Genomic DNA, 24,946 nt, shown 5'->3' with positions numbered 1-24,946 from the left:
GTTATGAATGTGTATTACCGACCAATCGTGCAAACAGATGCCGTGCGCCCATCCAACGCGATTACAGTGGCTGGGGGGTGGGGATGGTTCATTCAGGCTGAGCGAATTAACCGCAATTCCGCTTCTGAACTCGTTGATATTGCGGATATTCCTCAAGCAACGATTGAAGCAATCAGCGCCCCGCGCGCGCCAATGGCAGGGCTGCATTTTAATGCCCCGCGCTTGATGGGCATCCTGAACGTCACCCCGGACAGTTTTTCCGATGGTGGGCATTTCCATTCCCCCGAGGCGGCGCTCAGTCACGCAAGGCAAATGGAAACCAGTGGCGCCGATATGATCGATATTGGGGGTGAATCAACGCGCCCCGGCGCCGAAGCTGTGCCAATAGATCTAGAGATTTCACGCACCAAGCCAGTCATTGCGGCAATCCGTAGCGGCTCTGAGTTGCCAATTTCGATCGACACCAGAAAGACAGAGGTGGCCGAGGCAGCGCTGGCTGAAGGGGCGAATCTTGTGAACGACGTCTCCGCGCTCACCTTCGACAGAACCCTGGCCAACCTTGCTGCAAGGGACACTGTTCCTGTTTGTCTGATGCATGCACAGGGAGATCCGAAAACCATGCAGGCGGCACCGAAATACGACAATGTTCTGCTGGATGTCTTTGATTTCCTTTCAGAACGTGTCGATGCAGCGGTAGCGGCGGGCATTCCACGCAACCAGATCATGATTGATCCCGGCATCGGTTTCGGCAAGACGGTTGATCACAATCTCACGCTTCTACGCGGCATCAGCCTGTTTCATTCGCTTGGCTGTGTGATCCTGCTTGGGGCGTCCCGCAAGCGCTTTATAGGTACAGTCGGAAACGCGCCATCGGCGGAGGACCGCGCGCCGGGCTCTATCGCCGTCGCTTTAGCTGCTGTATTGCAGGGTGTTCAGGTAATACGGGTGCATGATATTAAAGAGACGCGGCAGGCGTTGAGCCTGTTGAATGCAGTTCAGAACATTGAGCAGGGGCAAAAATGAGCCGAAAATTATTTGGTACAGACGGTGTAAGAGGTAAGGCCAACAGCTATCCGATGACTGCGGAAATTGCTTTGAAACTTGGGGCGGCCGCTGGCCGGTATTTTCGCAAAGATGGCCTGAACCGCCACCGCGTTGTGATTGGTAAAGACACCCGCCTGTCTGGTTATATGCTTGAAAACGCTCTAACTGCGGGTTTGACGTCGACAGGTATGAATGTTTTGCTGCTTGGCCCTGTACCAACACCTGCGGTTGGGCTGCTGACCCATTCGATGCGCGCGGATCTTGGAATTATGATTTCAGCCAGCCACAATCCGCATTATGACAATGGCATCAAGTTTTTCGGCCCTGACGGGTTTAAATTGTCTGACGAGGCCGAGATCGAGATTGAAGCAATGCTGGAAGGCGAGGTTCGCCCCGCGCAACCCAACAACATTGGCCGTGCAAGGCGGATCGACGATGGCCGCGGTCGCTATATTGAATATGCCAAGACCACCTTTCCGGGCAAACGCCGATTAAGTGGAATGAAGATCGTTGTCGATTGCGCCAATGGCGCGGCCTACAAAGCCGCCCCCGAAGTTCTATGGGAACTTGGGGCAGAAGTGATCCCTGTCGGGGTAAGCCCGAATGGATTCAACATCAACGAAGGCTGCGGATCGACCCATACCCAGACCGCAGCTGAAACGATTGTTCAGCATGGGGCCGATGTGGGCATCTGCCTTGATGGTGATGCAGACCGCGTGATGATACTGGATGAAAACGGGCGGGTCGCCGATGGGGACCAGATCATGGCGCTTCTTGCGACAAGCTGGGCTGAAAGCGGTAAACTTGCAGGCAACACGCTGGTCGCAACGTTCATGTCGAACCTCGGGTTGGAACGCTATCTTGCGGGCAAGGGCATAAACCTGCACCGCACCGCTGTCGGTGACCGCTATGTTGTCGAGGCAATGCGCGCTGGCGGCTTCAACCTTGGTGGTGAACAATCGGGTCATATCGTCATGACCGATTATGGCACAACAGGCGACGGCCTGGTGGCCGGGTTGCAGTTTTTGTCTGAAATGGCGCATCGCGAATTGCCCGCAAGCAAACTGGTGCAGAGTTTCGAACGCTGTCCACAATTGCTGAAAAACGTGCGGTTCGAAGCCGGGAATGACCCGCGTGACACCAAAGCCGTCAAAGCGGCAATCGTCGAAGGCGAATCGCGGATCAAAGCGAATGGCCGCCTCTTGATCCGGGCGTCAGGCACTGAACCCTTGATCCGGGTCATGGGCGAAAGCGAAGACGAAAATTTGCTGCATGAAGTGGTCGATTCAATTGTCGATGCGATTTCTGCGGCCGGATGACGCGTATCTGTTCAGGCGGGCTAAGTCGCTGGCCTGAACAAAACGCGTAGTACCTTCCACTGGCTGAGCGCCATTCCGAACAAGATCAGTGCCAGCGCTGCAAAGAATTGCGTTGGCAGATGTTCCCCAAGAATCAACGCGCCAAATATCAGTGACCAGATCGGCACCTGATAGTTAACGAGTGACATGAAACTTGGTCCGGATTCCCGCACGATCACAACAAGGATCAACTGCGCAACAGCTGTTGGAAAAATTCCGAGAACGAGAATGGAAAGGGTGGGGATCAAAGGCATGGCCTCTGGCAAACCCTCAAGCCACAGGGCCATTGGCAGGCTGATAAGGCTGGCCATCAGCATTGTCGCGGCCGCAAGGGCAATCTTTGAAACCGGGGGGCAAAGACGTGTGATGATCGAGCCTATCGCGTAACACCCTGCGGCGCCGAAACAGGCGAGGCGCGCGGTTGCCTCGTTGTCCACGCCAAGGCTCTTGAAGGCATTCAGCCCGATCAGCATCAGCACGCCAATAAAACCAAGGGTAAATCCGGCCCCCTTCAACCAGCTAAGCCGTTCACCGGGCACAAGGAAATGCGCAAGTGGCAAGATCAGCAATGGCACTGCCGCCATCGTTACACCGGCAAAGCCCGAGGCAACATATTGCTGCCCCCAGGATAGCAGAAAGAAAGGAAAAGCGTTTGAAAAGAAACCCATACACAGCGCTGCCGCCCAGACCCAACCCGCATTTGGCCCGCGCAGCGGGGGTAGGCCCTTACCGCTTAGCAGGGCAAAGGAGACAAGCAGGATCGCTGCCGGCGTAACACGCGATGCCGCAATGCTGACCGGGCCAAAACCCCGCAACGCAACCGACATCATCATGAATGACGTACCCCAGATCAGACCGATTGTGATCAGCAGAATCCAGTTCTTCAGGCTGGGGGATGTTTGGGCCGGAACATTCATGCCGCTTTCATGGTTGTTTCTGACCAAAGAGTAAATCCTCATTTTTTAGCGTTTTGCCGGGGCCGCATTTCACGCTGCCCCGACCCGTTTGTTAACCACGTAATTTGTGATGCAGAAGAATTGGAACAACCAGATCTTCCTCATCCGTCAGGTGACGCTTCAGGAATTGTTCGATCCGGCTGACCGACCCGTGTAAAGCGCCCGCTTCTTTGCGGGCCTGCTGCTCGTCCAGGTGGATCAGTTTGATCACCCGGTTCCCGGCTTCTGTTAACGCATTCAGGGTTTCATCAAGTACCAGATGATCCGATTCAAGCGTCTCCAGCCCGTGGTCAAAGCGGTTGTCAGCGTCTCTCAGCTCCGGGAAAAATTGCAGGTCTTCCCAGTGATGATGGCCGTGCAGGTTACGAACCAGAAGATCGCCGTAATATGACAGGCGACCGGCAAATTCTTCCGGGCTTCTGTCTTTATCCAGATAACGTTCTGTTTCCTCTCTTGTGATTTCGCTGAGCTGGCGAAACATTTTATGAGCCCCCATCCAGTTCTGAATCGAAGCGGCGAAATTCGGGTGATCCGGCCAAGCGTCGCGCGGATAATCCCGAAGGAGGAGCTGCATTTCTTCAGGCAGTCCCTCTCTTGTATGTATGCTTGTTTGGGTCATGCCCGGAAGTTGGGTGTTTGGTGTAGTGTTACAACATCACATAAGCGCACATGGAATGGCGCTGTGTGCACAGTGTGAAACAAGCAGAAACAACCCCGCCCGCCCCTCAAAGCACCTTGAAGATAAGGGTTAACGAATTGACCTAAAGACTTTTATCCTGCTGAGTAGCGAAACTTTTTCCATGGCCTGCGTTCCGAGACAGTCACTCGAACTTTAAGCAGCAAACTCCTGCTTTGAGCCCTTCCACGACATTCGTGTGGATACTGGAACTGGCAGATCATGGAGCGTTGCCTTTAAAACGCCGCCTTCCATTGTTCTGTGTCGACGAACCAACGTTCCTCGGTAATCAGGCCATCATTCCCAAACTTGAAAAGGACGGCACACTGCGAGCCGTTCGGTATTTTTTCAGCGGTAAACTCTACAACGTTGACGATTTCGTTTGCGCCCTGGCAGTAGCGCAGGTCTTTAATATCGAATCCCGGCGGCAACGCCTGACCGATCCCGTCGAGAGCCGCTCGGAATGCTTCGCGCCCTTCCAAAACATCGTTTTGGCCGGGTAGGACAAAAATCATATCATCAGCATAAAAGCTGGCAAGTTTGTCCATGTCGCCAACTGCCAGCGCTTCCCATCCGGCCTTTAGGTCTTCCAAATGTTTCGCATTTGCCATTTTGTAGAACTCCTTTTTCAGTTTTACGTGCTTCAAGTTGTGTGTATCACATATATTGGTGCGCCAATTCTCGGTGGAAAGTCCGAATTGTGTTTGTGGCCTAGCCTTCGTGCTTACGTCTTTGTTGGGTCAGCAGAGGCTATTTGATTTTGCCAAATTTAGGTTTGGAATGCCCCGCACAACCGTCGTTGAACAAACCTGCAGCGAAAGCCGGTTTAGAGCTTATTCTGTTGAAAAACACCGATTTCTGAAAATCACGATTTTCCGGTGGAAACGCGCGGCCAGCGAAAGTTAGATAGGATTGTGAACCAGACGTGATGCGGTCGCCCAGCAGCGTCGAAGATGGCGTTTGGCCGACCCCTTCGCCAAATCTAACTAATCGGCCTGCATGGCAAAAAAGTTCATCGATTAGGCCCGAAACTGGAGTTTTTCAACATGGCGCAATCAGGACCAGCGTTTAGTTTCAGCTGTTGTTCTTGATGTTCATGTCATTGAAAAGGATATTGACCAATGGAGTATTTTGCTGGTTTGGATGTGTCCATGGAGGAGACGCATATCTGCATTCTTGATCGCGAGGGGGTGCTTATCCGAGAGGGAAAAGCCTCATCGACCCCAAAGGCGATCACCGCGTTTCTCGCCGCCGGACCTACATGTTCCAAAGTTGTTTTTGAGACCGGGCGGATGGCCCCGATGCTATTCCACGGCCTGACGGAGCTTGGCGTTCCGATTGTTTGCATTGAAAGCCGTCAGGCTTATCAGGCTCTGAAATCTCTGGCGGGGCACAAAACCGATCGCAATGATGCTCGGGGTTTGGCACACTTGGCGCGGACGGGATTTTACAAACCTACCCACGTTAAGTCACTGTCAGCTCATGCAATCCGTGCGCTGATCGCGGCCCGCAAGAAACTGGTCGGGCAACGCGTGACCATCGATAATCAGATCCGAGGGCTGGTTGTCGTGTTTGGCGTCCGCCTTCCACGCGCGCTGTCGCCCTCCTTCAAAGACGCGGCATTAAAGATCAGCGATGGCGTTCCTGGCCTGCATGCCGCGCTGCGGGGTCTGTTTGCAGCGCGCGAAGCGATATTGACGGCCGTGGCTGCCATTGACGGCGACATCAGGGTAGTGACCCGCAGGTCCGAAGTTTGTGCGCGCCTCATGACAGTGCCAGGCGTCGGCCCCATAACCGCACTGGCGTTTGTCGCAGCGATTGATGATCCGACACGCTTCAAGCGTTCGCGAGATGTTGGGCCCTATCTCGGGCTTGTTCCCAAACGCCACCAGTCAGGTGAAGTAGACTACACCGGGAGCATCTCCAAACGCGGGGACGTGCGCGTCCGAACACTGCTTTATGAAGCCGCAAATGTGATGCTCACGCGATATGTGGCACCGCTGAAACTCAAGTCATGGGCGCGCGCAATCGGGCAGCGCTCGACAATGAGAAAAGCGCGGGTGGCATTGGCCAGACGTCTTGCGATCATCCTGCATGCCATGATGCGCGATCAAACCGAATTCCAAGTTGCGTAACGATAACCTGAACAACCGAGGATTCCTCTATAAGAGTTCCCATGCGGGACGACGCCCGAGGGAGGGCGTGGAATATGGCGCCGATTCTGTAGCGACAGAGCAGATTACCGGTCTGATCGCGGTTTCAACCTTGCCGGTCCACACCCAGCCAACCCCATCATGAGCCCGTCAGCTCGAAGAGAACCAAGGCAACCTCAGACGTCAATTACCCTGCAAATATGAAAAGTGCACATTGACAGATTAGAGAACAAAATAAGCTCAATTTGACCATGCTGCTCCTTGCAGCAAGGTCTGTTGTGTTTTCGCCCCTGTAGTGGGTCAGGATAGGAACCCAGAGTGGATCATATGCCATCGGTCATCCAGTCTGCTTCAGGGGGTTTGCGCGGAAAAACGTTGTGAGCAGATCAGCCACGGTTGTCGCGTCGTCTTCCATCAAGAAGTGACCAGCATCAGGCACGATATGTAGGTCCGAACCGGGGATCGCCGCATGAAGCTTGTGCGCCCAGTCGGTGACCTGCCATGCGTCTTTCTCGCCCCAGATGATCTGCATCGGACGCTCGCCGAGTCCCGTTAGGTCGTCGTTGATTTCCATCGTGTGCTTGGAATCGTAATGGCTGATCTGATGCTGAAACAGGCTCGCCTGTCCCACAGGGCCAGAAATATATTCCAGAAAGACCTTCAGGGCATCGGCGTCGAACGTTTCTTTGTCCTCAACCGTTGTGAGAAGCCACTCGCGAAAATGATCACGGTGTTCTTGATCCGGCTTCCTGATAAGCACATCGAGGCCGTCGGCCATCTGCTGTTTGGTGCGCGCCGATGGCCAGCTGTCAAACGTGCAGCTGTCCAGAACGGTCAGGGTTTCCGCTTGATCGGGATGAAACACACCGAACCTCAACCCGACAGAACCGCCAATGTCGTGGGCGACAACGTGAGCCTTGTCCAATCCCCATTCGTCAAAAAGCCCGTGCAGGATCGGCACCTGTCCCGACACGGATGTGTCGACGGACTGGTCCCAGGGACGCTCGGACAGGCCAAAGCCAAGGAGGTCGAGAAGGTGAACCTTGTATCCCGCATCGACCAGCTTTGGATACACGTTCCTCCAGATATAGGACGATGACGGCGTGCCGTGAACGAGCACAACGGGTTCGCCTGTCCCATGGGTGCCGTGGGCCACGCGGTAGCCATTAATGAGTGTGTCGTCGGGGACGATTGAACGCATGATAGTTCTCCAAACTGTTTGACCGATGATGGCCCATCTGACAACATGACACAAATGAATGAATATCATAATGCAATCAAGATTTGTCATGTGAGGTGTTATGGGGGCGCAAGTTGAGGTCGCCGATATGCGGGCTTTGCGCGCTGTGGTGGAAAAAGAAGGCGTCACAAACGCCGCGCAGGCGCTGAAGCTTTCGCAGTCCGCCGTCAGTCACAAGATCAAGCGGCTTGAAGTGAGCTTGGGCAAGGTGCTGCTGAACCGCGCGACGGGTGGCGGCGCTCTAACCGATGATGGTCGTCGCCTTTATGACTACGCCTGCCGTATCCTCAGCTTGCACGACGAAGCAGTCAGCAGTCTCGTCAACGAAGATCTGGTCGGCGAGATCAGTCTCGGGATCACCGAGGATATGATCACATCAGGTTTGGGAAATCTGATGGGTCGGTTCGCGCGCAAATATCCCGATGTGCAACTGAAAACGATTGTCGAACAGAGCCGCACCATCGACGCGATGCTGGTGAGCGGCGATTTGGATATCGGTGTGGTGCAGGTGTTTGCGAGTGACGTGCAGAAGACCGACGTGATCGTAAAAAAGGATTCACTGGTTTGGATCGGTCCACAGGATCATGATCTTTCAAAACACCGCCATCTGCCGTTTATCGCTTTTGACCGGAATTGTTTCTACCGCCACTGGCTGGAAACCTGCACACCCGATCTGGGGCGCCCGCTGCGCGTGGTTATGGAGTGTGCGAGTGTTGCTGGGATCATCGAGGCCGTCCGGGCAGGACTGGGGTATGCATTGGTGTCGAAATCCCGCGTTCCTTACGGCGTGGTGGAAGTCACGACAGGTATTGAGCCGCCTACACAGGTCGCTCATGTCGTGAGGTCGCAAGTGCAGTTCCTTGGCAAGCCAGCACGAATGCTGGTTAAGGAACTGGAAACCGAATTTACCGACTGTCTCTGATACTTCTCAAAAATAGGAAATCAAACGAACACGCTGAATTAAATCGCAGCCAACAAGCGTGGCAGCCAAGTAATAAACTATTCTAGCTTGCTGTATGTTTCCGGTAAGTTCAGTGATGTGATCGAAGCTATCGACGTACAATGAGCTCCTATTTTGGACACAGTGGACCGTCTTTGAGCAAAACCGGACATTGATGTACGTACGACGAAGGCCTGGAAAGTCCGCATAGCGGACGCTGACTAATCAGCCGCGAACGTCCTCTATTGTCGGTCCAGGCACATTTTGGGAATAGTAGGTGGGTCGGCGGGGAAATTCTGGTGTTTAAAAACTTGCAAGTTTTTAAAATCGACCCACTGAGAGCTTTAAAGAGTTTAAAGAATCGCCGCCCCGCATCGGTGTAATGCGGGGCGGCTGACGTTTTAGTTTTTGGCCTGGTCGACGAGTTTGCCTGCCGAAATCCACGGCATCATTGCGCGAAGTTTTTCGCCAACCTGCTCGATCTGATGTTCGTCGTTCAGGCGGCGGGTCGCTTTAAAGAAAGGCTGCCCAACGGTGTTTTCCTGCATGAAATCACGCACAAACTTACCGTTTTGAATATCAGCAAGAACCGCCTTCATCCGTGCCTTTGTTTCGTCATATGGCAGGATGCGCGGGCCGGAAACATACTCGCCGTATTCCGCAGTGTTGCTGATCGAATAGTTCATGTTGGCGATGCCGCCTTCATAGATCAGATCCACAATCAGTTTCACTTCGTGCAGACATTCAAAGTATGCCATTTCAGGTTCGTAGCCAGCTTCGACAAGGGTTTCAAAACCCATGCGGATCAGCTCTACAAGGCCACCGCAAAGCACGGCCTGTTCACCGAAGAGGTCTGTTTCACATTCCTGACGGAAGTTGGTTTCGATAATGCCGGAGCGTCCACCGCCAATGGCAGAACAGTAAGAAAGACCTATTTCCATAGCCTTACCGGTTGCATCCGTATCAACCGCAACAAGGCAAGGCACGCCGCCGCCTTTGACATATTCTCCGCGCACGGTGTGGCCCGGGCCCTTGGGTGCCATCATGATGACGTCAACACCGGCCTTTGGTTCAATCAGACCAAAGTGCACGTTCAGGCCATGCGCAAAAGCAATTGCAGCGCCTTCGCGAATGTTGTCGTGAACGTATTTCTTGTATGTCTCTGCCTGAAGCTCATCGGGCATTGTGAACATGATGAGGTCACACCAAGCCGCAGCTTCGGCAATACCCATAACGGCAAGGCCTTCGGCCTCTGCCTTGCGTGCAGAAGGAGAGCCTTCGCGCAACGCGACCACAACATTTTTAGCGCCAGAGTCGCGCAGGTTCAGCGCGTGGGCATGGCCTTGTGAGCCGTAGCCAAGAATGGCGACTTTTTTGTCTTTGATCAGATTAACATCGCAGTCGCGATCATAGTAAACGCGCATTTGGGCGCTCCTTTTTGGGTTTGTTTTCGTCTGGCGCAGAATACTGCGATATCAAGAATACGCTCTGCAAAATTTGACGTGTTTATCAATATGTGAAAAAACTCATTCATTAAATCAACAATTACCGAAATAATCATGCAACCAGATGATACAGACCGCCGCATTCTACGTCAGCTTCAGGCCGCACCAGAGCTTTCAAACAACGAGCTTGCAGAACGCGCCGGTGTTACCCCGGCAACCTGCTGGCGACGGCTTGAGAAGCTACAGACAAATGGCATCCTGCTTGGCCAGCAAGCTGTAATTGACTGGGCAGCACTTGGGTATACTGTCGAAGTCAGCCTTCGCATAACGCTCGACAAAACCCAAACCCGGGCGTTTGACGAGTTTATGGAGGCTGCGCGGGCCGTACCGGAAGTGATTGAACTTCAGACCTTTCTTGGCCGTGTTGATGTGCGTCTGTCCGTTCTGGCCCGAGACATGGCGCATTACCAGCATATCTACCGCACCAAAATTTTGACCTTGCCGCATATCGCCGATATCGAGGCGCTGATGCATGTTGCGGAAATCAAATCGTCGCAAGGATTACCGTTGTGATTGACCTTGATGATATGGACCGCACGCTTCTGCGTGCCCTTTCAGAAGATGCCACACAAAGCGCAGGTGCATTGGCGCGGCAGCACGGCTTCAGCCAGCCCGCGATATGGCGTCGCATCAAACGGCTGGAAGATGCGGGCGTGCTTAAGGAGCGAAGGGTTGTTCTGAACGCCGAGGCGCTGGGGTTTGGCGTAACAGTTTTTCTTGGGGTAAAACTGGCCACCAAAGGGCGCGTTAGTCTTGAAGATTTTGAACGCGCCATAACGGCCATTCCCGAGGTGCAAACCGTGCAGCATATTCTTGGTCTTTACGATTACAGGGTTAGGGTTGTTGCACGTGATATTTCCGATTTCGAGCGTGTGTTGCGTCGCCGCATTATGACCTTGCCCGGTGTGGGCGATGTCGAGGCGAATGTTTTACTGTCCGAAGAACGCAGGCCCGGGCCAATTGGTTGATGGTATACTGATATAGACTTTGCGTTCCTTTTCAACACGCGCTAGGCATTTCAAAACGTTTCTCGGAGATCTGCGATGACTGCTTTGCTTGAAAATATCGACCCGGACGGCCTGCTTGAATACTCGGTGGTTTTCACCGACCGTTCGCTGAACCACATGAGTGCGGCCTTTCAGCAGGTGATGCGGGATATCTCGGAGAATCTGAAAATTGTTTACAACGCTGACGCTATTGCCCTTATCCCCGGTGGTGGCACTTACGCGATGGAGGCGGTTGCCCGCCAGCTTGCAACAGACAAGAAAGCACTGGTCATCCGCAACGGTTGGTTTTCCTACCGCTGGACGCAGATTTTCGAAGCTGGCAACGTTTCGTCAGAAGAAATCGTGATGAAGGCGCATCGCAGCGGAAATGCGGTCGACGCACCCTTTGCCCCGGCACCGATTGACGAGGTTGTTGCTAAAATAAAATCTGAACAACCCGATGTTGTGTTTGCACCGCATGTTGAAACATCCTCAGGGATGATTTTGCCAGATGATTATCTGCGTGCCGTGGCTGATGCTATTCACGACGTGGGTGGTTTGTTTGTACTTGATTGCATCGCATCAGGGTGCGCGTGGGTCGATATGAAAGCAACCGGCGTTGACGTACTTATCTCTGCCCCGCAAAAAGGCTGGTCTGCGTCCCCGTCTGCCGGGATTGTCATGATGAACGAAGCCGCGTTTGCAAAAGTCAAAGCAACGCAATCCACGAGTTTTGCAATAGACTTGGGTAAGTGGCTTTCGATCATGGAGGCCTATGAGAACGGTGGCCATGCTTACCATGCGACAATGCCAACAGATGCGTTGCGTGACTTTCGCGATACGGTGATCGAAACCCGCGATTTTGGGTTCGACAAGCTGTGTGATGCGCAATGGGAGCAAGGCAATCGTGTCCGGGCGGCCTTGGCTGCCCGCGGCATCAAATCTGTTGCGGCTGATGGGTTCGGCGCGCCGGGCGTTGTGGTTTGCTATACGAACAATGGGGATGTGCAGACCGGAAAAGCATTTGGCGCCCTTGGAATGCAGATCGCGGCTGGCGTACCGCTGCAATGTGATGAAGGGCCAGAATACAAAAGCTTCCGTTTGGGGCTGTTCGGGCTCGACAAGCTTTATGACGTAGACGCGAGCCTTGCGCGACTTGAAGCAGCGCTAGATCAGGTCTTCCCGTCATAAAAATTGGCTAGGAAAGCGGTTTTATCGCGTTCCTAGCCCGGCGCGCATCAGCGTTTTTCGCACCGGTGCAACTGAATAGAACGCGTTGAGCGCTTTCGCGCGCATGTCGCGAAGCCCCTGTGCGCCCATCATTGACGCACGATTGAGCGCGTCAATCCCGGTTACACGAAGACGGACTTCGGGATGGCGGCGGCGGTTGTAGGCTGTCAGCATTTCGCGTGTGCCAAGCTGATCAGGGCTGCTTTGTGCCAACTCAAGCAAAATACGCAAATCCCCTAAGCTCATATTCAAACCCTGTGCCCCGATTGGCGGCACCACGTGGGCAGATTCCGCAATTAGGGCGGTGCGTTCACCTTCCATTCGTTCGGCAATTTGGCTGATGATCGGCCAGATCGTGCGGCGGCTGGCGAGCGTCAGGGGGCCGAACAATAAACAGGACCTTTCGTTCATTGCGGCCTCGAATTCGACCCCGGGCAGATCGTAGAGCCGCTTGGCTTCGGGTCCCGTTTCCATCCAGACGATGGCAGAGCAGGGCAGGCCGTCCCGGTCAGGAAGCGGGACAAGTGTGAATGGGCCACCCGAACGGTGAATTTCCGTCGAGACGTTTTCGTGTGGGATTGGATGTGTCACAGCAAAGGCGAGGGCCTTTTGCCCGTAACGCGTTGTTTTAACGCCAATACCCAAGGCTTCGCGCACAGGTGAACTACGTCCATCAGCCGCGACTAACAGCTTGGCTGAAATGCGTGAACTGTCTGACAGCGTGACCAACGCCTCGCGCTCACGTGTCATTACACGATCTGTGCCAACACCGGGCCGGAACGACACATTCGGAAGTTCGTCTAAATGCGCAACCATTTCACGCCGTAGCAACCAGTTTGGCAGGTTCCAGCCAAAGGGCTGATCGGAAATGTCGCTTGCGTCAAAATCTTTGACCACGCGGGGTTCTGGCTCCACACCACCGGCATCCACAATCCGCATGATCTGTAGCGGAGCGGCGAAGGGTGCTAATCTACCCCATAATCCGCACTCATCCAGTAGCGTGCGTGCGGGTTGCAAAAAAGCCGTAGTTCTGAGATCAGACCCTTCAGCACTTGCCTCTGTCACCGGGGGCGTCGGGTCTACGCAAATAACCGAAAACCCGGCGGCACCAAAAGCCGATGCTGCAGTCAGCCCAGCGACGCCTCCGCCGGAAATCAGGATGTCTGTGTTTTCTCGTTCCATGGAAAGGACCTTAGGGGGCGCTAGGGGGCGCGAAAAGACTTAGCCAGACAACTGCGACACAAAGCCCGCAAGATCATCGGTATGGTGATGGATGAAATCGGCATCATGCGGGTCAGGGGCCACATGGACGGTACGCATTCCCATTGCATGTGGGGCCGCAAGATTGCGGGGGTCGTCTTCAAACATGGCTGCCTCTGCTGGCCGCGTGCCATCAAGGTCAAACACATGCTCAAAGGCTTCACGCTCTGGTTTCGGTTTGAAGCCGGCGTGTTCAACCCCATAGACGGCATCAAAAACATTCGCCAATCCGCGGGCTTCTATCACACGCTGCGCGTAGGGGGCTGTGCCGTTGGTATAGACGATCTTGCGTCCGCGAAGGTTGCGAATGGCCATTGCCAGCTTTGGATCAAGCTCCAGATGATCCATAGAGATATCATGTACATCCGTAAGGTACGGCCCGGGATCGACATCATGTTCGCGCATTAACCCGGCAAGCGTCGTGCCATAGGTTTTCCAGTAGTGGCGGCGCAGATGGTCAGCCCTGTCCCTCGTCACGTTCAGCGATTCCATCACCCAGGCTGTCATGCGAACTTCGATCTGATCGAACAACCGCGCTGCTGGTGGGTAAAGCGTGTTATCGAGGTCAAAGACCCATGTTTGAACGTGAGAGAAGTGTTTCGCAACCATAGGCGCAAACTAGGGTGAAGTGATCGCAGTTGCAACGCGACAATGGGTTGATTGCAGGGGCAAGGCGTGGGTAGTGTCCTGCACGGTCAGACGCGGAGATTTCGATGGCAGAAGTAAAGCAAACGCAAAAAGACGCCTATACATTGATACTGGAAGCGATTGATATCGGGGATTACAAACCCGGTTCGCGACTAGTTGAAAGCGATCTGGCAGAGCGTTTTGGAATGTCGCGTACGCCAATTCGCGAAGCCCTGCAGCGTTTGGAAACGCAGTCAATGCTAACGCGCGATGGCAGGAGCCTGATTGTTGCTTCGCTGGACCATAATCAATTGGCAGAGCTTTATGTTGTGCGTGCAGAGCTTGAAGGGCTGGCCGCACGTCTTGCAGCGCGCCACGCCGCACCCGAAGAGGTGCGCGTTCTACGTGAGATGGTTGAGGATGATCAGAAACTTCTGAGCGATCCCAACGCGCTGTCGCGCGCCAACCGGAGGTTCCACAAACAGATTCATTTGGCATCGCACAACCGGTATCTTGTCCAGCAACTTGACCTTGTTCACCGGTCAATGGCGCTTTTGGCGTCAACATCACTTGCGGCCGAAGGGCGGGGGGAAGGTGCGCTTCAGGAACATAGCGATATCGTTTCCGCTATTGAGAATGGGGACGGTGAAGCCGCCTATCAAGCGCTAAAAGCTCACATTTCAAAGGCCTTTGAAACGCGGCTGAAACTGGATGCCGACGCAGGGTCCTAAGTTTTGGTTTTAGTCGGTGTTGGCTCAAATACACCGTGTTTTGTTTTATCCCAGTAAAATGGCCGCGTTAGTATCTCGTAAAGTGCTTTGTAGGATGCGATTGCACCGAGCGGGAAGTAAAAAAAGAGCGTTGGCACCCACCATTTGAGGAAGCTGTGTTTTTTGCGCGAAAACGCAATGATGCCGACACAAACGGACGTAAGCTCCACAAATAAAAACAAAGCGGCCAAAAAGATGGCAAGGTTTCCTGACATGACCTCTGAAAGAGGGTGCGAAAGGCCAAACATAATCAGCCAGAAAGACCAAAGAAAAGGCGCCAGTACGAATTGTGAAAGTGTGCCGAGGAAAACCAGCTGAAAGCCAAAAAATTGCCGCCAACCAAGTTGCTGTGGCAATAATCGTGGCGAACGCATGTGGACTGCCCAAGTCATGGCGTATCCTTTAAGCCACCGGGAACGCTGCTTAATCCAGGGCACAAACCTGCAATTTGCTTCTTCTTGTGTCACGGTATCAACCAATTCGGTTTTGTAACCGTGGCGGGCAAGTCGGATACCCAAATCAGCGTCTTCGGTCACATTGTGTGCATTCCAGCACCCAAGTTCTTCAAGGGCATCGCGCCGAACGAAAAGCGTGGTTCCGCCAAGCGGAATGGCGAAACCTAGCTTTGCAAGACCGGGCAGGACAAGCCGAAACCAAGACGCATATTCAATTGTAAAACAACGAGATAGCCAATTTGTCCGCGCGTTGTAGTAATCAAGAATACCTTGCAAACATGCCACCTCGGGACCACATTCGCTAAATCGGCGAACGATTTTTTGGATCTGGTCCTGGTCAGGGGAATCTTCGGCGTCGTAGATACCGATAATCGAGCCCCTGCAGAAATCGAGCGCAAAGTTTAACGCGCGCGGTTTGGTGCGCACCTGTCCCTTGGGAACAATAATTGTGCGCACCCATCGTGGTAAACTCGTTTCGGCAAGCGTGTTTTGGGTTGTGTCATCGTCCGCCTCAACCGCAAGGCAGATATCAAGAAACTCTTTCGGATATGTCAGGCGTTTCAGGCGATGTATTAATTGCTGTGCGATTTCTTGTTCTTTGTACAATGGAACAAGCACAGAGACGGTCGGCAGAATGGCTGTTGTGTTCTCCCGATACAAGGCTGTATTTGCAATCTCTGCGGGTCTCGATTTTCGCAATTGGGTAACAACTGCGGCGATTTTCAGAATAGCAAATAGACCCAGCGTGATTATGGCCCATCCGGAAAACAACCCAAACACAACAGATGGAGCGAGCAGCACCCCAAAGATCAAAGCCATCGTTAAGAAAAAAAGGCTGATACGCAGCGCTTTACTGTTCCATGATCGGCAACTTTCGGTCACTGGCACACGCTTTTCTGAACGTTCTACAAGGTTGTCGCTTCGCTGATGGATCAATGACGTGTGAATGGCGTGTTCCGGCGCAATCATCATACGAGGTGTTCCGAGCTGTTGGGGCAGCGAGCGCGCGAATTTGTCAAAGCGTTCCGGGTTAGCGGTTACATAGACAACTCCACCTGGAATGCGCTTCCATGGAACAATACAGTTTCGAATACAGGTTATAAGCCCTACCTGGTTTATGAGTTCCGGGTCAGGTGGTGTGTTTTCGAGATCGGCTATTTCGCAACGCCATTGTTCCTTTAAAGCAAGAAACAGGTTGTTTTCGTTAACCATATTATGTGTCAGCAGAACGTTGCGAAGACACGCACCGCGACGTTTTTTGAGAGCCAGCGCTCTTTCCAAATCTTCGGGCTTGAGATCTCCGCGTTCCACAAGAAGCGGGCCAAGTAAAAGGCGTGTGTTTTTCGCCGGAACGACGCGGGTCGTGACCGCAGTTCTTTCAAGTGGTTTAACGTGCATCATGCGAAATCAGTCCAATTGGCTGAGATCAGAGTTCCGCAATCTGAGTTAATGTTGAGTTAAGCTAATGTTAACAAAAGGTTATTTATGCTTCTGTCTTACTTCATCGCTTCGACAAAACGCTCGAAGAGGTAGTAACTGTCCATAGGGCCGGGGCTGGCTTCCGGGTGGTATTGCACAGAGAACACGGGCCGATCTTTCATGCGCAGACCGCAATTTGAGCCATCAAACAATGATACATGCGTCTCAACAACATTGTCGGGTAATGTTTGACTATCGACCGCAAAGCCGTGGTTCATTGACGTGATCTCGACCTTGCCGGTGTCAAGGTCCTTCACCGGATGGTTCGCGCCGTGATGTCCGTGGTTCATTTTTATTGTTTTTGCACCAAGTGCCAGGGCCAGCATTTGATGGCCAAGACAGATGCCAAAAACAGGAATATCTGATGTGTCGAGGATCTGTTTGATCATAGGGACTGCATATTCACCGGTCGCAGCCGGATCGCCAGGCCCGTTCGACAAGAAAAGTCCGTCTGGATTTTGCGCCAGAATATCCTCGGCAGTCGCGCTCGCGGGTAAAACAGTGACATCGCAGCCAGCCGAGGCCAGGCACCTCAGAATATTGCGTTTCGCACCGTAGTCGACGGCGACGACCTTATGCTTTGGTGCAGTTTGTGGGGTATAGCCTTCTGGCCAAGCCCAACGCATTTCATTCCAGTTGTAAGACTGGGCACATGTCACGTCCTTGGCGAGATCCAATCCTTCAAGGCCCTGAAAAGCGCGCGCTTTTTCAACAAGTTTCTGTATGTCAAAGTTGCCGTCCGGATCATGGACCATGGCGACATGTGGCGCACCTTGCTGCCGAATTGCGCGCGTCAGGCGCCGCGTATCGATACCGCCAATACCTACCCTGCCGCGCCGCTTTAGCCACTCCGTAAGCTCTTCTGTTGCGCGCCAGTTTGACGATTCTGTCGGGTTCCATTTTACAACCATGCCAGCTGCAACCGGGTCGGTCGTTTCGTCGTCTTCTGGGGTAACACCGGTGTTTCCGATGTGTGGGAAAGTGAAAGTGACGATCTGACCAGCATAGGATGGGTCGGTCATGATCTCCTGATAGCCTGTCATCGCCGTGTTGAAACAAAGCTCTGCCTGTGCTTCACCGGTTGCGCCAAATCCGACGCCGTAAAAAATGCTCCCATCCGCCAACACAAGGCACGCGGTACGTTTTGTTTGTGAAGTTATTTCAGCAGTTTTCGCGGTGCTGGCGGTAGACATTATGCGACTCCCCGGCTCAAATTTTCGAGAAACTAAGTGCGTTGCGCGCCGGGGTCAAGGAGATAAGCCGGAAATAGGAAATTTGTGTTATCTATAAAAAACAATAACTTATAGATATGTTGCAAGGTTGTAACAATTCCGATCTGCGGGTAAGGTCACATCCTTATGACGTAAATGGAAGCCTTGAGGATAAGGATGCCGATGGACTTGCAGACCAAACTGAGTTCGGCTTTGAAAGAAGCGATGAAAAGTAAAGATGCAGAGCGTCTCTCAACGCTCCGCCTGATCAGCGCAGCCATCAAAGACCGTGAAATCGCCATGCGTGGTACGGGTGAAGAAACCCGTTTGACAGACGGGGATATCCTTGGAATCCTTGGGAAAATGGTTAAGCAGCGGCACGAAAGTGCACGGGCGTACGAAGAAGGTGGGCGGCTTGAACTTGCCGAGAAAGAGTTGAGCGAGATCACCGTTATCGAGGCGTTTCTGCCAAAGCAATTGTCCGAAGAAGACGCGCAGAAAGCGATCGACAAAGCGATTGCTTCTGTTGGCGCAGAATCAATTCGCGACATGGGAAAAGTCATGAGCGCGCTAAAATCGAAATACACGGGGCAAATGGATTTTGGCCGTGTTGGACCAATGGTCAAAGATCGGCTCGGTTGATCAATTCTGTTAGTTTGCAGACTGATAACGCTCAGACGCGATCTGGTGTCTGGGGGTTATTTGGTACCCTCTGTTTTTGCGCGTCTGAACCTCCGAAACAAACGACCGTCAAGAATGAGAAGCCCGGAAAGCAGCATGAACAGTCCCAGGTAGACGTTGGTCGAAAGAGATTCACTCAGAACAATTGCGCCTAAAACGATGGAAACTGGCGGGACCAAAAGCGTTACAAGCATCGTATTCGACGCGCCTGCGAGGGCGAGTATGCGATAATACAGCAAATAGGCCCCGGCCGTTGCGAAAAAAACGTAGTATCCAATTGCAAGGAGCGTTGAACTTGAAACTGCGAAGCTCGGCACACCGTCGATAATAAAGGCTGCTGGCACCATCACGACAGATGAACCGGTCAGCATACCGGCAGCCGCAACTTCTGGTGCGAGACCACTAAGACGAATGCGGGCCCAGACGCTGGCGAAGGCATAAGAGATTGTACCGCCTATTACCGCCAACTGTGCCAAAGATCGAATGTCGAAGTTGCGAAAAGACTCAAGCCCAATCGCTGTCGCAACCCCTGCAAAGCCAACAACTATACCCATAGTTTTGCGGACCGTTAGCTTTTCGTCCGGAAAAATTACGGTAGCGACCAATGCGCCAAAAATAGCGGTTGCCGCATTGAACACTGCAGTCAGGCCAGACTCTATGTGAAGTTGCCCCCAGGCCATCAGCGAAAAGGGAAGCACATTGTTCAGAATTCCCATCACAAGAAAGGACAGCCAGAGACGCGGTGAGTGCGGAATTGGCAGACCGCGGTACGCCACCCACCCCCAAAGCAGAATCGCGGCCCAGAAGACCCTGTGTGCAACGCTGGTGACAAAACCCACTTCGCGCAGTGTGATCGCAATGGCGAGAAAGCTTCCGCCCCAGATCAAACCGAGAAGGCAGAGTTCCATCCATGCGCGGGTTGGTATGTCTTGCTGTTGTACCATGGGGGCAAAATATTCACGTTATATGCAGGATACGACCCGAAACGTGCTTAAGGTCGTAAATATGAAAGTTGCTCGTTAATCTCGGTGAAAAGCGCCTTGCGTTCGTCTTCGCTCAGGAAAGCGCCGATTTCGACTTCGCGCCCTTCACCGGTCAATGTGACATAGCTTGGAACAGGGCCGCTGGCCGGGTGGATTTGTACGCGTACCCAATGAGGGTTTGCTGACCATTCCTGCTGCGGGCCTCGTGGGTTGTGGCGGATCAATTCAATTCGGTCGGGCCATATAGAAAGAAGTTCAAGCAATTCACCATCGCAGTAACTGCGATTGAGGAAGTACCAGATCAGTGCAACGGCACCAAGCAGGAACGGAAGTAGGGTCCAGACGAAAGGTGTGCCCAGAAGTGGCAGAAGCGGCAGCAGAAGCAATATGCATGTGGCAGCAATAAAAATTACGAATCCGCGCTTGGGAAGCGACCTAAAGGGCCATAGCGATAGCGTGCAAACGGGCGGGTGTCCGTCAGAAAACGCGTAAGAGGCCCCGGATTTACCCGAGGCCTCTTTCGTAGTTCCAGTCCATTCGTAGGGCACTTAGTGACTGTGGCCTTTGTCCCATTCTTCCTGCTTTGGAAGAATTTCGAATGTATGCTCTGGTGGAGGTGTCGGAAGTGTCCACTCAAGCGTGTCAGCGTATTCGTTCCAGTAGTTGTTTTCGGTTACGCGTTTACCGTATTTCAGCGTGTAGAACACGATACCGATGAAGAACACGAACGAAGCGAATGACAGGAATGCGCCGTAAGACGACCAGACGTTCCAGTAAGCAAAGGCTTCAGGATAGTCGATGTAGCGGCGTGGCATACCCTGACGTCCCAGGAAGTGCTGTGGGAAGAAGGTCAGGTTTGCCCCAATGAACATCATCCAGAAGTGCAGCTTACCTGCCCATTCAGGGTACTGACGGCCCGACATTTTACCAATGTAGAAATAGACACCTGCAAAGATACAGAACACCGCACCAAGGCTCATCACATAGTGGAAGTGTGCAACCACATAGTAGGTGTCATGGTAGGCCCGGTCGATACCCGCTTGCGAAAGCACGATCCCGGTTACACCACCAACGGTGAACAGGAAAAGGAAGCCAAACGCCCAGAGCATCGGGGTTTTGAATTCGATCGAACCACCCCAGAGAGTTGCGATCCAGCTAAAGATTTTCACCCCAGTTGGAATCGCGATAACCATTGTCGCCAGCATGAAATAAGATTGCTGCGTCAGCGACATACCAACGGTGTACATGTGGTGTGCCCACACGACAAAACCGAGGACGCCAATCGCGATCAAGGCCCAGACCATCGGCAGATACCCAAAGATTGGTTTCTTAGCGAATGTTCCGATGACGTGGCTGATAATGCCAAAGCCGGGCAGGATGATGATGTAAACTTCAGGGTGACCAAAGAACCACAGAATGTGCTGGTACAGAATGGGATCACCGCCACCAGCAGGGTCAAAGAAGGTTGTTCCGAAGTTCCGGTCTGTCAGAAGCATGGTGATCGCGCCAGCAAGAACCGGCAGGCTGAGAAGAATCAGCCAGGCTGTCACAAAGATTGACCATGAAAACAGCGGCACTTTGAACAGGGTCATGCCCGGTGCGCGCATGTTCAGGAAGGTGGTGATCATGTTGATCGCACCAAGGATGGACGACGCACCCGAAACGTGAACGGCAAAAATCGCCAGGTCCATCGAATAGCCGCCTTCGGTGGTAGACAAAGGTGGGTACAGAACCCAGCCAACGCCAGACCCCAACTGCCCATTACCACCCGGAGACAGCAAAGACGCAACACCCAGCATCGTGCCGGTGATGAACATCCAGAAAGACAGGTTGTTCATACGCGGGAACGCCATGTCCGGCGCGCCGATTTGCAGCGGCATCAGGTAGTTACCGAAACCGCCAAAAAGCGCAGGAATAACAACAAAGAACATCATAAGGACGCCGTGATAAGTGATCATCACGTTCCAAAGATGCCCGTTTGGCGTACAGGTCGCATCAGAAGCGGCAAAGCGCGCACCTTCAAGACACATGTATTGTACGCCGGGTTCCATCAGCTCCATCCGCATGTAAACGGTGAAGAGGACTGAAATCAGGCCAACAACTGCGGCCGAGAAAAGATAAAGGATCCCGATATCTTTGTGATTTGTTGACATAAACCAGCGGGTAAAGAACCCGCGTTCATCATGATGTTCGTGGCCATGAATGGCTGCGTCGGCCATGTCTGCCTCCCAGTTCCCAAAATATTAAGGCGCAAAAGTCACTAACTTTGCGGCACGTTCCGGTACGTTATTAGAATGGTATCGGCCTGCGGGCAATGATCCACTGCGCCGCAGGGCAATTTTTTCTGGCTCAACTGGGTTTTTCTGTCGCTCCCAATGCCATTTAGATAGCTTTTCCGGCTAATTACTCGCTGAACGTTGCAAGATATGCGGCTACATCCTCGCCACCTTCGCGCAGTTTGAAGGTCATCCCCGAGCGCGCAGAATCATCGCTGAGATAGGTGCGAAGAAAGGTTGTTGGGTCGGCTACATACTCAGCAAGCGATTCTTGGTCCCAAACAAGACCGGCTTCTCCAGCTGCGACCAGATCATCGCGATAACGAAAGCCGTCAACAGTTCCGGCCTGACGACCGATCATTCCGAAAAGATTTGGCCCGGTGCGTCCACCGCGAAAGATAACTTCGTCGCCATTTGCGATTGCATGACAGGATTTGCACTTTTTGAAAGCGTCTTCTCCGGCAGCGGCATCGCCTTCAGCAAATGCTGGCAGCGCAGCTGTGGAAATCGCAAGAGCTGCTATCAGTGTAATGGGTTTCATTTTGACCTCGTTTGAACAGGAAGGGAGTCGCGCCTAAAACATAGGATTTATCCTGTAAGTTAAAGGGGGGATGTTGTCGCAGTTTTTCTGGTGTGCTGGTTTAGTACCACTGTTGCGGTCAAACAGGTTCGCTTTCGAAAATTCTATGGAAGCAGCGTTTCAACGCGACATCCAAATCCATCATGGTAACGGGCAACCCCAGATCAACCAGACTTGTGACACCATGTTCCCGAATGCCACAGGGTACGATTCCATCGAAATGGGATAAATCTGGTTCCACATTTATGGATATTCCGTGAAAACTGATCCATTTTCGCAAACGAACACCTATTGCAGCAATCTTGTCTTCTTGCGCGGTGCCATCCGCGTTAAGTGGTTTATCGTGACGCACGACCCAAACACCAACACGCCCCTCCCGGCGTTCCCCTTTGACATTAAATTCTGCAAGGGTTGCGATCACCCACTCTTCAAGTTGGTTGACGAATTTGCGCACATCTCGCCCACGCTCTCCCACATTCAGCATTGCATATGCAACGCGCTGTCCAGGGCCATGGTAGGTATATTGGCCACCGCGTTTGCTGTCATAGACTGGAAACCGGCCAGGGTCTGTCAGATCATCAGAATTGGCCGAGGTTCCTGCTGTATAGAGAGGGGGGTGTTCGAGGAGCCAGATAGCTTCGGTTGCTTCGCCCGAGACGATTCGCGCAACGCGCGCTTCCATTTCGGCCACGGCCGTTTCGTACGGAACCAAGCCTCGAGAGGTCAGCCATTCTACCATTTTCAGCCTCAAATCTGACCAGTTAGCTCAACTTTATAAATCTTTTACGCAGATCGGCTAGCGGCTCTGTGTTAAAATAACGCTTATAAAGCAACAGTTGTTTATAGGAGGCGCACATGTTTTCAAAGCGCATAGTAATGACCTGTCTTGCGGGTGCACTCGCTTTTTCACCAGCTTCAAAAGTGCTTGCTGACGGGGGGGATATTGTAGGGGGTATAATTGGCGGCGTCATCGGGGGTGTTATCGTAAATAGTGCGACAAACAATCAACGGCGCACAACGACCACACAGACGACCCGCAATACATCAGTAAGCAGCGCAACACGCGCCGCCAACCGCGAGACTCAAACATCGCTGAACTATTTTGGTTTCCCTGCCGGAACACCAGATGGCCAGTTGGGTCGGCGCTCACGCGGCGCGATTTCGCAGTATCAGGTTTTCATGGGGTATCCGGCAACGGGCCAGCTTACGCATTACGAACGGGATTTCCTGGTTTCATCATATCACCGGGCCATTTCCGGCGGTTATGAAACAACTCAGATTGTCGCCTCAAGTCCCTATGGCTCCAAAGGCCTTCTTCAAACCTACAGGGACCAGGCGAACGGCACCTATAACCAGCCTTTGCCTCAATCCGCTGGCAAGACGGTAAACGGCTATGATCCTGAAGGTGCGGACGAAAACACACTGGCCTCAACATCAAAAGATGTGCCGGAAATAATCGCAATAATTGAAGGCTCGACCGATACCGAACAAACCGCAATGGTGAGCCTGCCAAACTTTATGGCGGATAGTGGTAATCAGCGTTCGCTTGCATCGCATTGTAACCAAGTCAGTCTTTTGACAAACAGCAACGGTGGTTTTGTAACCGAAGCGTCTATGTCGGATCCGAACTTTGCCTTGAATGAACAATTCTGTCTGGCACGGACTTACGCGATTGCGCAGGGCGAAGACCTTGCAAGCCGGGTGCAAGGTGCAACCAATGCGCAAATAGAGGCGCAGTGCGAAGCGTTCGGGCCTGCGATGAAAGACTATGTAGCTGCGTTGTCGCTGAAGCCGCATGATCAGGTGATGCAGGACGTTAGCGGTTTTATTCTGTCGACAGGAATGTCGCCTGCCCAATTGTCCGGCACGGCGAAAATTTGTCTCTCAGTTGGCTATCGCACCGACAACCTAGATGTCGCGTTGAGTTCAGCGTTGTTGCTGACGGTTCTGGGAGAGCAGGTGTATGGCGAATTGATGGGACACCATCTATCGCAAGGGTTTGGCACCAGCACGCGGCCTGATTTGGCGCTTGCATGGTATCAGATTGGCTTTGATGCGTCCGACAATGGGGCGACGGCCGTCTTTGCACCTGGGAATCCAGACCGAAACGCATTGATCCGCCGCGCGGCCTACCAAGCCAATGGTCAGGATGATCAAGCTGCATTAGGCGAAACCGAAACGGTTCAGCCAGTCACAACGCTGCCAACGTTTTCCTTGAATCCTTAGGGACTTCGCGCGGCAGTTTGCACCGAGTAGAAATATCTGAGGGGCGACCGGTAGGCGCCCCTCGGCTTTGTCAAAATAACCTCTTCACATCCCGCATCCGACTCGCTAATAAGCGCCAACTACCTGATCACGTGCGGTCGTGGCGGAATTGGTAGACGCGCAGCGTTGAGGTCGCTGTGGGGTAACACCCGTGGAAGTTCGAGTCTTCTCGACCGCACCATCACCATCTCCTTGAAAACAAAAAGATTCAATAAAACAAGGCCCTAAGGCTTTTCTTGCGTCACACATTGTGTCACACAATCATGTGTGA

At 53.0% G+C, this 24,946-nt stretch carries 24 protein-coding genes and 1 tRNA gene; 11 read left to right on the top strand and 14 right to left on the bottom strand.

Translation table 11 applies throughout. The annotated features are described in order from the left end of the window. Positions 1 to 3: 3 nt before the first annotated feature. Together folP and glmM are read left to right on the top strand one after the other, a co-directional pair. Positions 4 to 1,023, top strand: coding sequence for a dihydropteroate synthase (gene folP / locus MWU63_RS06010; protein ID WP_213891207.1), 1,020 nt, complete (start codon positions 4 to 6; stop codon positions 1,021 to 1,023). Next, entirely contained in the window at positions 1,020 to 2,363 is a 1,344-nt protein-coding gene (gene glmM, locus MWU63_RS06005; RefSeq protein WP_247077246.1) for a phosphoglucosamine mutase, read from the top strand. Before folP ends, glmM begins: the two co-directional genes overlap by 4 nt. A 20-nt stretch (positions 2,364 to 2,383) precedes the next feature. On the opposite strand, the gene MWU63_RS06000 is transcribed toward glmM, so the two are convergent. The 3 genes from MWU63_RS06000 to MWU63_RS05990 all read right to left on the bottom strand — a co-directional run bounded on the left by MWU63_RS06000 (position 2,384) and on the right by MWU63_RS05990 (position 4,645). Next, positions 2,384 to 3,319 carry a DMT family transporter gene (locus MWU63_RS06000; protein WP_247077244.1) on the bottom strand — a complete coding sequence of 312 codons (936 nt, stop codon included), beginning with the start codon at positions 3,317 to 3,319 and terminating at the stop codon, positions 2,384 to 2,386. A gap of 91 nt (positions 3,320 to 3,410) precedes the next feature. Further along, positions 3,411 to 3,932, bottom strand: a complete 522-nt coding sequence (locus MWU63_RS05995) for a hemerythrin domain-containing protein (RefSeq protein ID WP_213891201.1) — start codon at positions 3,930 to 3,932, stop codon at positions 3,411 to 3,413. A 338-nt stretch (positions 3,933 to 4,270) separates the two neighbouring features. Next, entirely contained in the window at positions 4,271 to 4,645 is a 375-nt protein-coding gene (locus MWU63_RS05990) for a nuclear transport factor 2 family protein (protein ID WP_213891199.1), read from the bottom strand. Positions 4,646 to 5,155: 510 nt separating this feature from the next. Here MWU63_RS05990 and MWU63_RS05985 point away from each other — a divergent pair. Further along, the gene (locus tag MWU63_RS05985) at positions 5,156 to 6,169 is read left to right on the top strand and encodes an IS110 family transposase (RefSeq protein ID WP_247077242.1); all 1,014 of its coding nucleotides are present in this window, start codon (positions 5,156 to 5,158) and stop codon (positions 6,167 to 6,169) included. A gap of 355 nt (positions 6,170 to 6,524) precedes the next feature. On the opposite strand, the gene MWU63_RS05980 is transcribed toward MWU63_RS05985, so the two are convergent. Next, positions 6,525 to 7,388, bottom strand: coding sequence for an alpha/beta hydrolase (locus MWU63_RS05980; protein ID WP_213888449.1), 864 nt, complete (start codon positions 7,386 to 7,388; stop codon positions 6,525 to 6,527). 100 nt (positions 7,389 to 7,488) lie between these two features. Here MWU63_RS05980 and MWU63_RS05975 point away from each other — a divergent pair, with 100 nt between their 5' ends. After that, positions 7,489 to 8,349: a LysR family transcriptional regulator gene (locus MWU63_RS05975; RefSeq protein WP_213888448.1), complete on the top strand. Its 861-nt coding sequence runs from the start codon at positions 7,489 to 7,491 to the stop codon at positions 8,347 to 8,349. 419 nt (positions 8,350 to 8,768) lie between these two features. Here the strand turns inward: MWU63_RS05975 and ilvC are convergent, their stop codons facing one another. Further along, positions 8,769 to 9,791 carry a ketol-acid reductoisomerase gene (gene ilvC / locus MWU63_RS05970; protein ID WP_213888447.1) on the bottom strand — a complete coding sequence of 341 codons (1,023 nt, stop codon included), beginning with the start codon at positions 9,789 to 9,791 and terminating at the stop codon, positions 8,769 to 8,771. A 135-nt stretch (positions 9,792 to 9,926) separates the two neighbouring features. On the opposite strand from ilvC, the gene MWU63_RS05965 reads away from it, so the two are divergent. The 3 genes from MWU63_RS05965 (at position 9,927) to MWU63_RS05955 (ending at position 12,049) form a co-directional block, all read left to right on the top strand. Further along, positions 9,927 to 10,385 (top strand): Lrp/AsnC family transcriptional regulator, encoded by a 459-nt coding sequence (locus MWU63_RS05965; protein WP_213888446.1) that lies wholly within the window; start codon positions 9,927 to 9,929, stop codon positions 10,383 to 10,385. Beyond that, positions 10,382 to 10,840, top strand: a complete 459-nt coding sequence (locus MWU63_RS05960; RefSeq protein ID WP_213888445.1) for an Lrp/AsnC family transcriptional regulator — start codon at positions 10,382 to 10,384, stop codon at positions 10,838 to 10,840. Before MWU63_RS05965 ends, MWU63_RS05960 begins: the two co-directional genes overlap by 4 nt. Before the next feature lie 75 nt (positions 10,841 to 10,915). Next, positions 10,916 to 12,049, top strand: coding sequence for an aminotransferase class V-fold PLP-dependent enzyme (locus MWU63_RS05955; protein ID WP_247077240.1), 1,134 nt, complete (start codon positions 10,916 to 10,918; stop codon positions 12,047 to 12,049). 21 nt (positions 12,050 to 12,070) lie between these two features. Here MWU63_RS05955 and MWU63_RS05950 read toward each other — a convergent pair whose 3' ends face one another. Then, complete coding sequence (locus MWU63_RS05950) at positions 12,071 to 13,270, bottom strand: UbiH/UbiF family hydroxylase (protein ID WP_213888443.1); 1,200 nt, start codon at positions 13,268 to 13,270, stop codon at positions 12,071 to 12,073. Between the two features lie 39 nt (positions 13,271 to 13,309). Next, positions 13,310 to 13,957 carry a pyrimidine 5'-nucleotidase gene (locus MWU63_RS05945; RefSeq protein WP_213888442.1) on the bottom strand — a complete coding sequence of 216 codons (648 nt, stop codon included), beginning with the start codon at positions 13,955 to 13,957 and terminating at the stop codon, positions 13,310 to 13,312. Between the two features lie 104 nt (positions 13,958 to 14,061). Between MWU63_RS05945 and MWU63_RS05940 the strand changes: the two genes are divergently transcribed. After that, the gene (locus tag MWU63_RS05940) at positions 14,062 to 14,706 is read left to right on the top strand and encodes a GntR family transcriptional regulator (protein WP_213888441.1); all 645 of its coding nucleotides are present in this window, start codon (positions 14,062 to 14,064) and stop codon (positions 14,704 to 14,706) included. Here the strand turns inward: MWU63_RS05940 and MWU63_RS05935 are convergent. Beyond that, positions 14,703 to 16,601 carry a glycosyltransferase family 2 protein gene (locus MWU63_RS05935; protein WP_247077238.1) on the bottom strand — a complete coding sequence of 633 codons (1,899 nt, stop codon included), beginning with the start codon at positions 16,599 to 16,601 and terminating at the stop codon, positions 14,703 to 14,705. The two genes, MWU63_RS05940 and MWU63_RS05935, sit on opposite strands and share 4 nt — an antisense overlap. Before the next feature lie 95 nt (positions 16,602 to 16,696). Beyond that, positions 16,697 to 17,872, bottom strand: coding sequence for a glutamine-hydrolyzing carbamoyl-phosphate synthase small subunit (gene carA / locus MWU63_RS05930; RefSeq protein ID WP_213888439.1), 1,176 nt, complete (start codon positions 17,870 to 17,872; stop codon positions 16,697 to 16,699). Between the two features lie 201 nt (positions 17,873 to 18,073). On the opposite strand from carA, the gene MWU63_RS05925 reads away from it, so the two are divergent. Further along, positions 18,074 to 18,532: a GatB/YqeY domain-containing protein gene (locus MWU63_RS05925; RefSeq protein WP_213888472.1), complete on the top strand. Its 459-nt coding sequence runs from the start codon at positions 18,074 to 18,076 to the stop codon at positions 18,530 to 18,532. 56 nt (positions 18,533 to 18,588) lie between these two features. Here the strand turns inward: MWU63_RS05925 and MWU63_RS05920 are convergent, their stop codons facing one another. From MWU63_RS05920 to lipB, 5 genes are all read right to left on the bottom strand, one after another. After that, entirely contained in the window at positions 18,589 to 19,515 is a 927-nt protein-coding gene (locus MWU63_RS05920) for a DMT family transporter (protein ID WP_213888438.1), read from the bottom strand. A 47-nt stretch (positions 19,516 to 19,562) separates the two neighbouring features. Next, positions 19,563 to 20,102 (bottom strand): DUF2244 domain-containing protein, encoded by a 540-nt coding sequence (locus tag MWU63_RS05915; protein WP_213888437.1) that lies wholly within the window; start codon positions 20,100 to 20,102, stop codon positions 19,563 to 19,565. After that, on the bottom strand, positions 20,103 to 21,773 hold the full coding sequence (locus MWU63_RS05910; RefSeq protein WP_213888436.1) for a cytochrome c oxidase subunit 1: 1,671 nt from the start codon (positions 21,771 to 21,773) through the stop codon (positions 20,103 to 20,105). Between the two features lie 184 nt (positions 21,774 to 21,957). After that, entirely contained in the window at positions 21,958 to 22,371 is a 414-nt protein-coding gene (locus MWU63_RS05905) for a cytochrome C (RefSeq protein WP_213888435.1), read from the bottom strand. 118 nt (positions 22,372 to 22,489) lie between these two features. Further along, positions 22,490 to 23,149 (bottom strand): lipoyl(octanoyl) transferase LipB, encoded by a 660-nt coding sequence (gene lipB / locus MWU63_RS05900; RefSeq protein WP_213888434.1) that lies wholly within the window; start codon positions 23,147 to 23,149, stop codon positions 22,490 to 22,492. Between the two features lie 116 nt (positions 23,150 to 23,265). Between lipB and MWU63_RS05895 the strand changes: the two genes are divergently transcribed. Together MWU63_RS05895 and MWU63_RS05890 are read left to right on the top strand one after the other, a co-directional pair. After that, on the top strand, positions 23,266 to 24,636 hold the full coding sequence (locus tag MWU63_RS05895) for a peptidoglycan-binding domain-containing protein (protein WP_213888433.1): 1,371 nt from the start codon (positions 23,266 to 23,268) through the stop codon (positions 24,634 to 24,636). Positions 24,637 to 24,769: 133 nt separating this feature from the next. Next, positions 24,770 to 24,856 (top strand) — tRNA-Leu (locus MWU63_RS05890). Positions 24,857 to 24,946: the final 90 nt, after the last annotated feature.

The organism is Pseudohalocynthiibacter sp. F2068, assembly GCF_023015645.1.
GTDB lineage: Bacteria > Pseudomonadota > Alphaproteobacteria > Rhodobacterales > Rhodobacteraceae > Pseudohalocynthiibacter > Pseudohalocynthiibacter aestuariivivens.
This window is presented reverse-complemented; position numbering and strand designations above follow the sequence as displayed.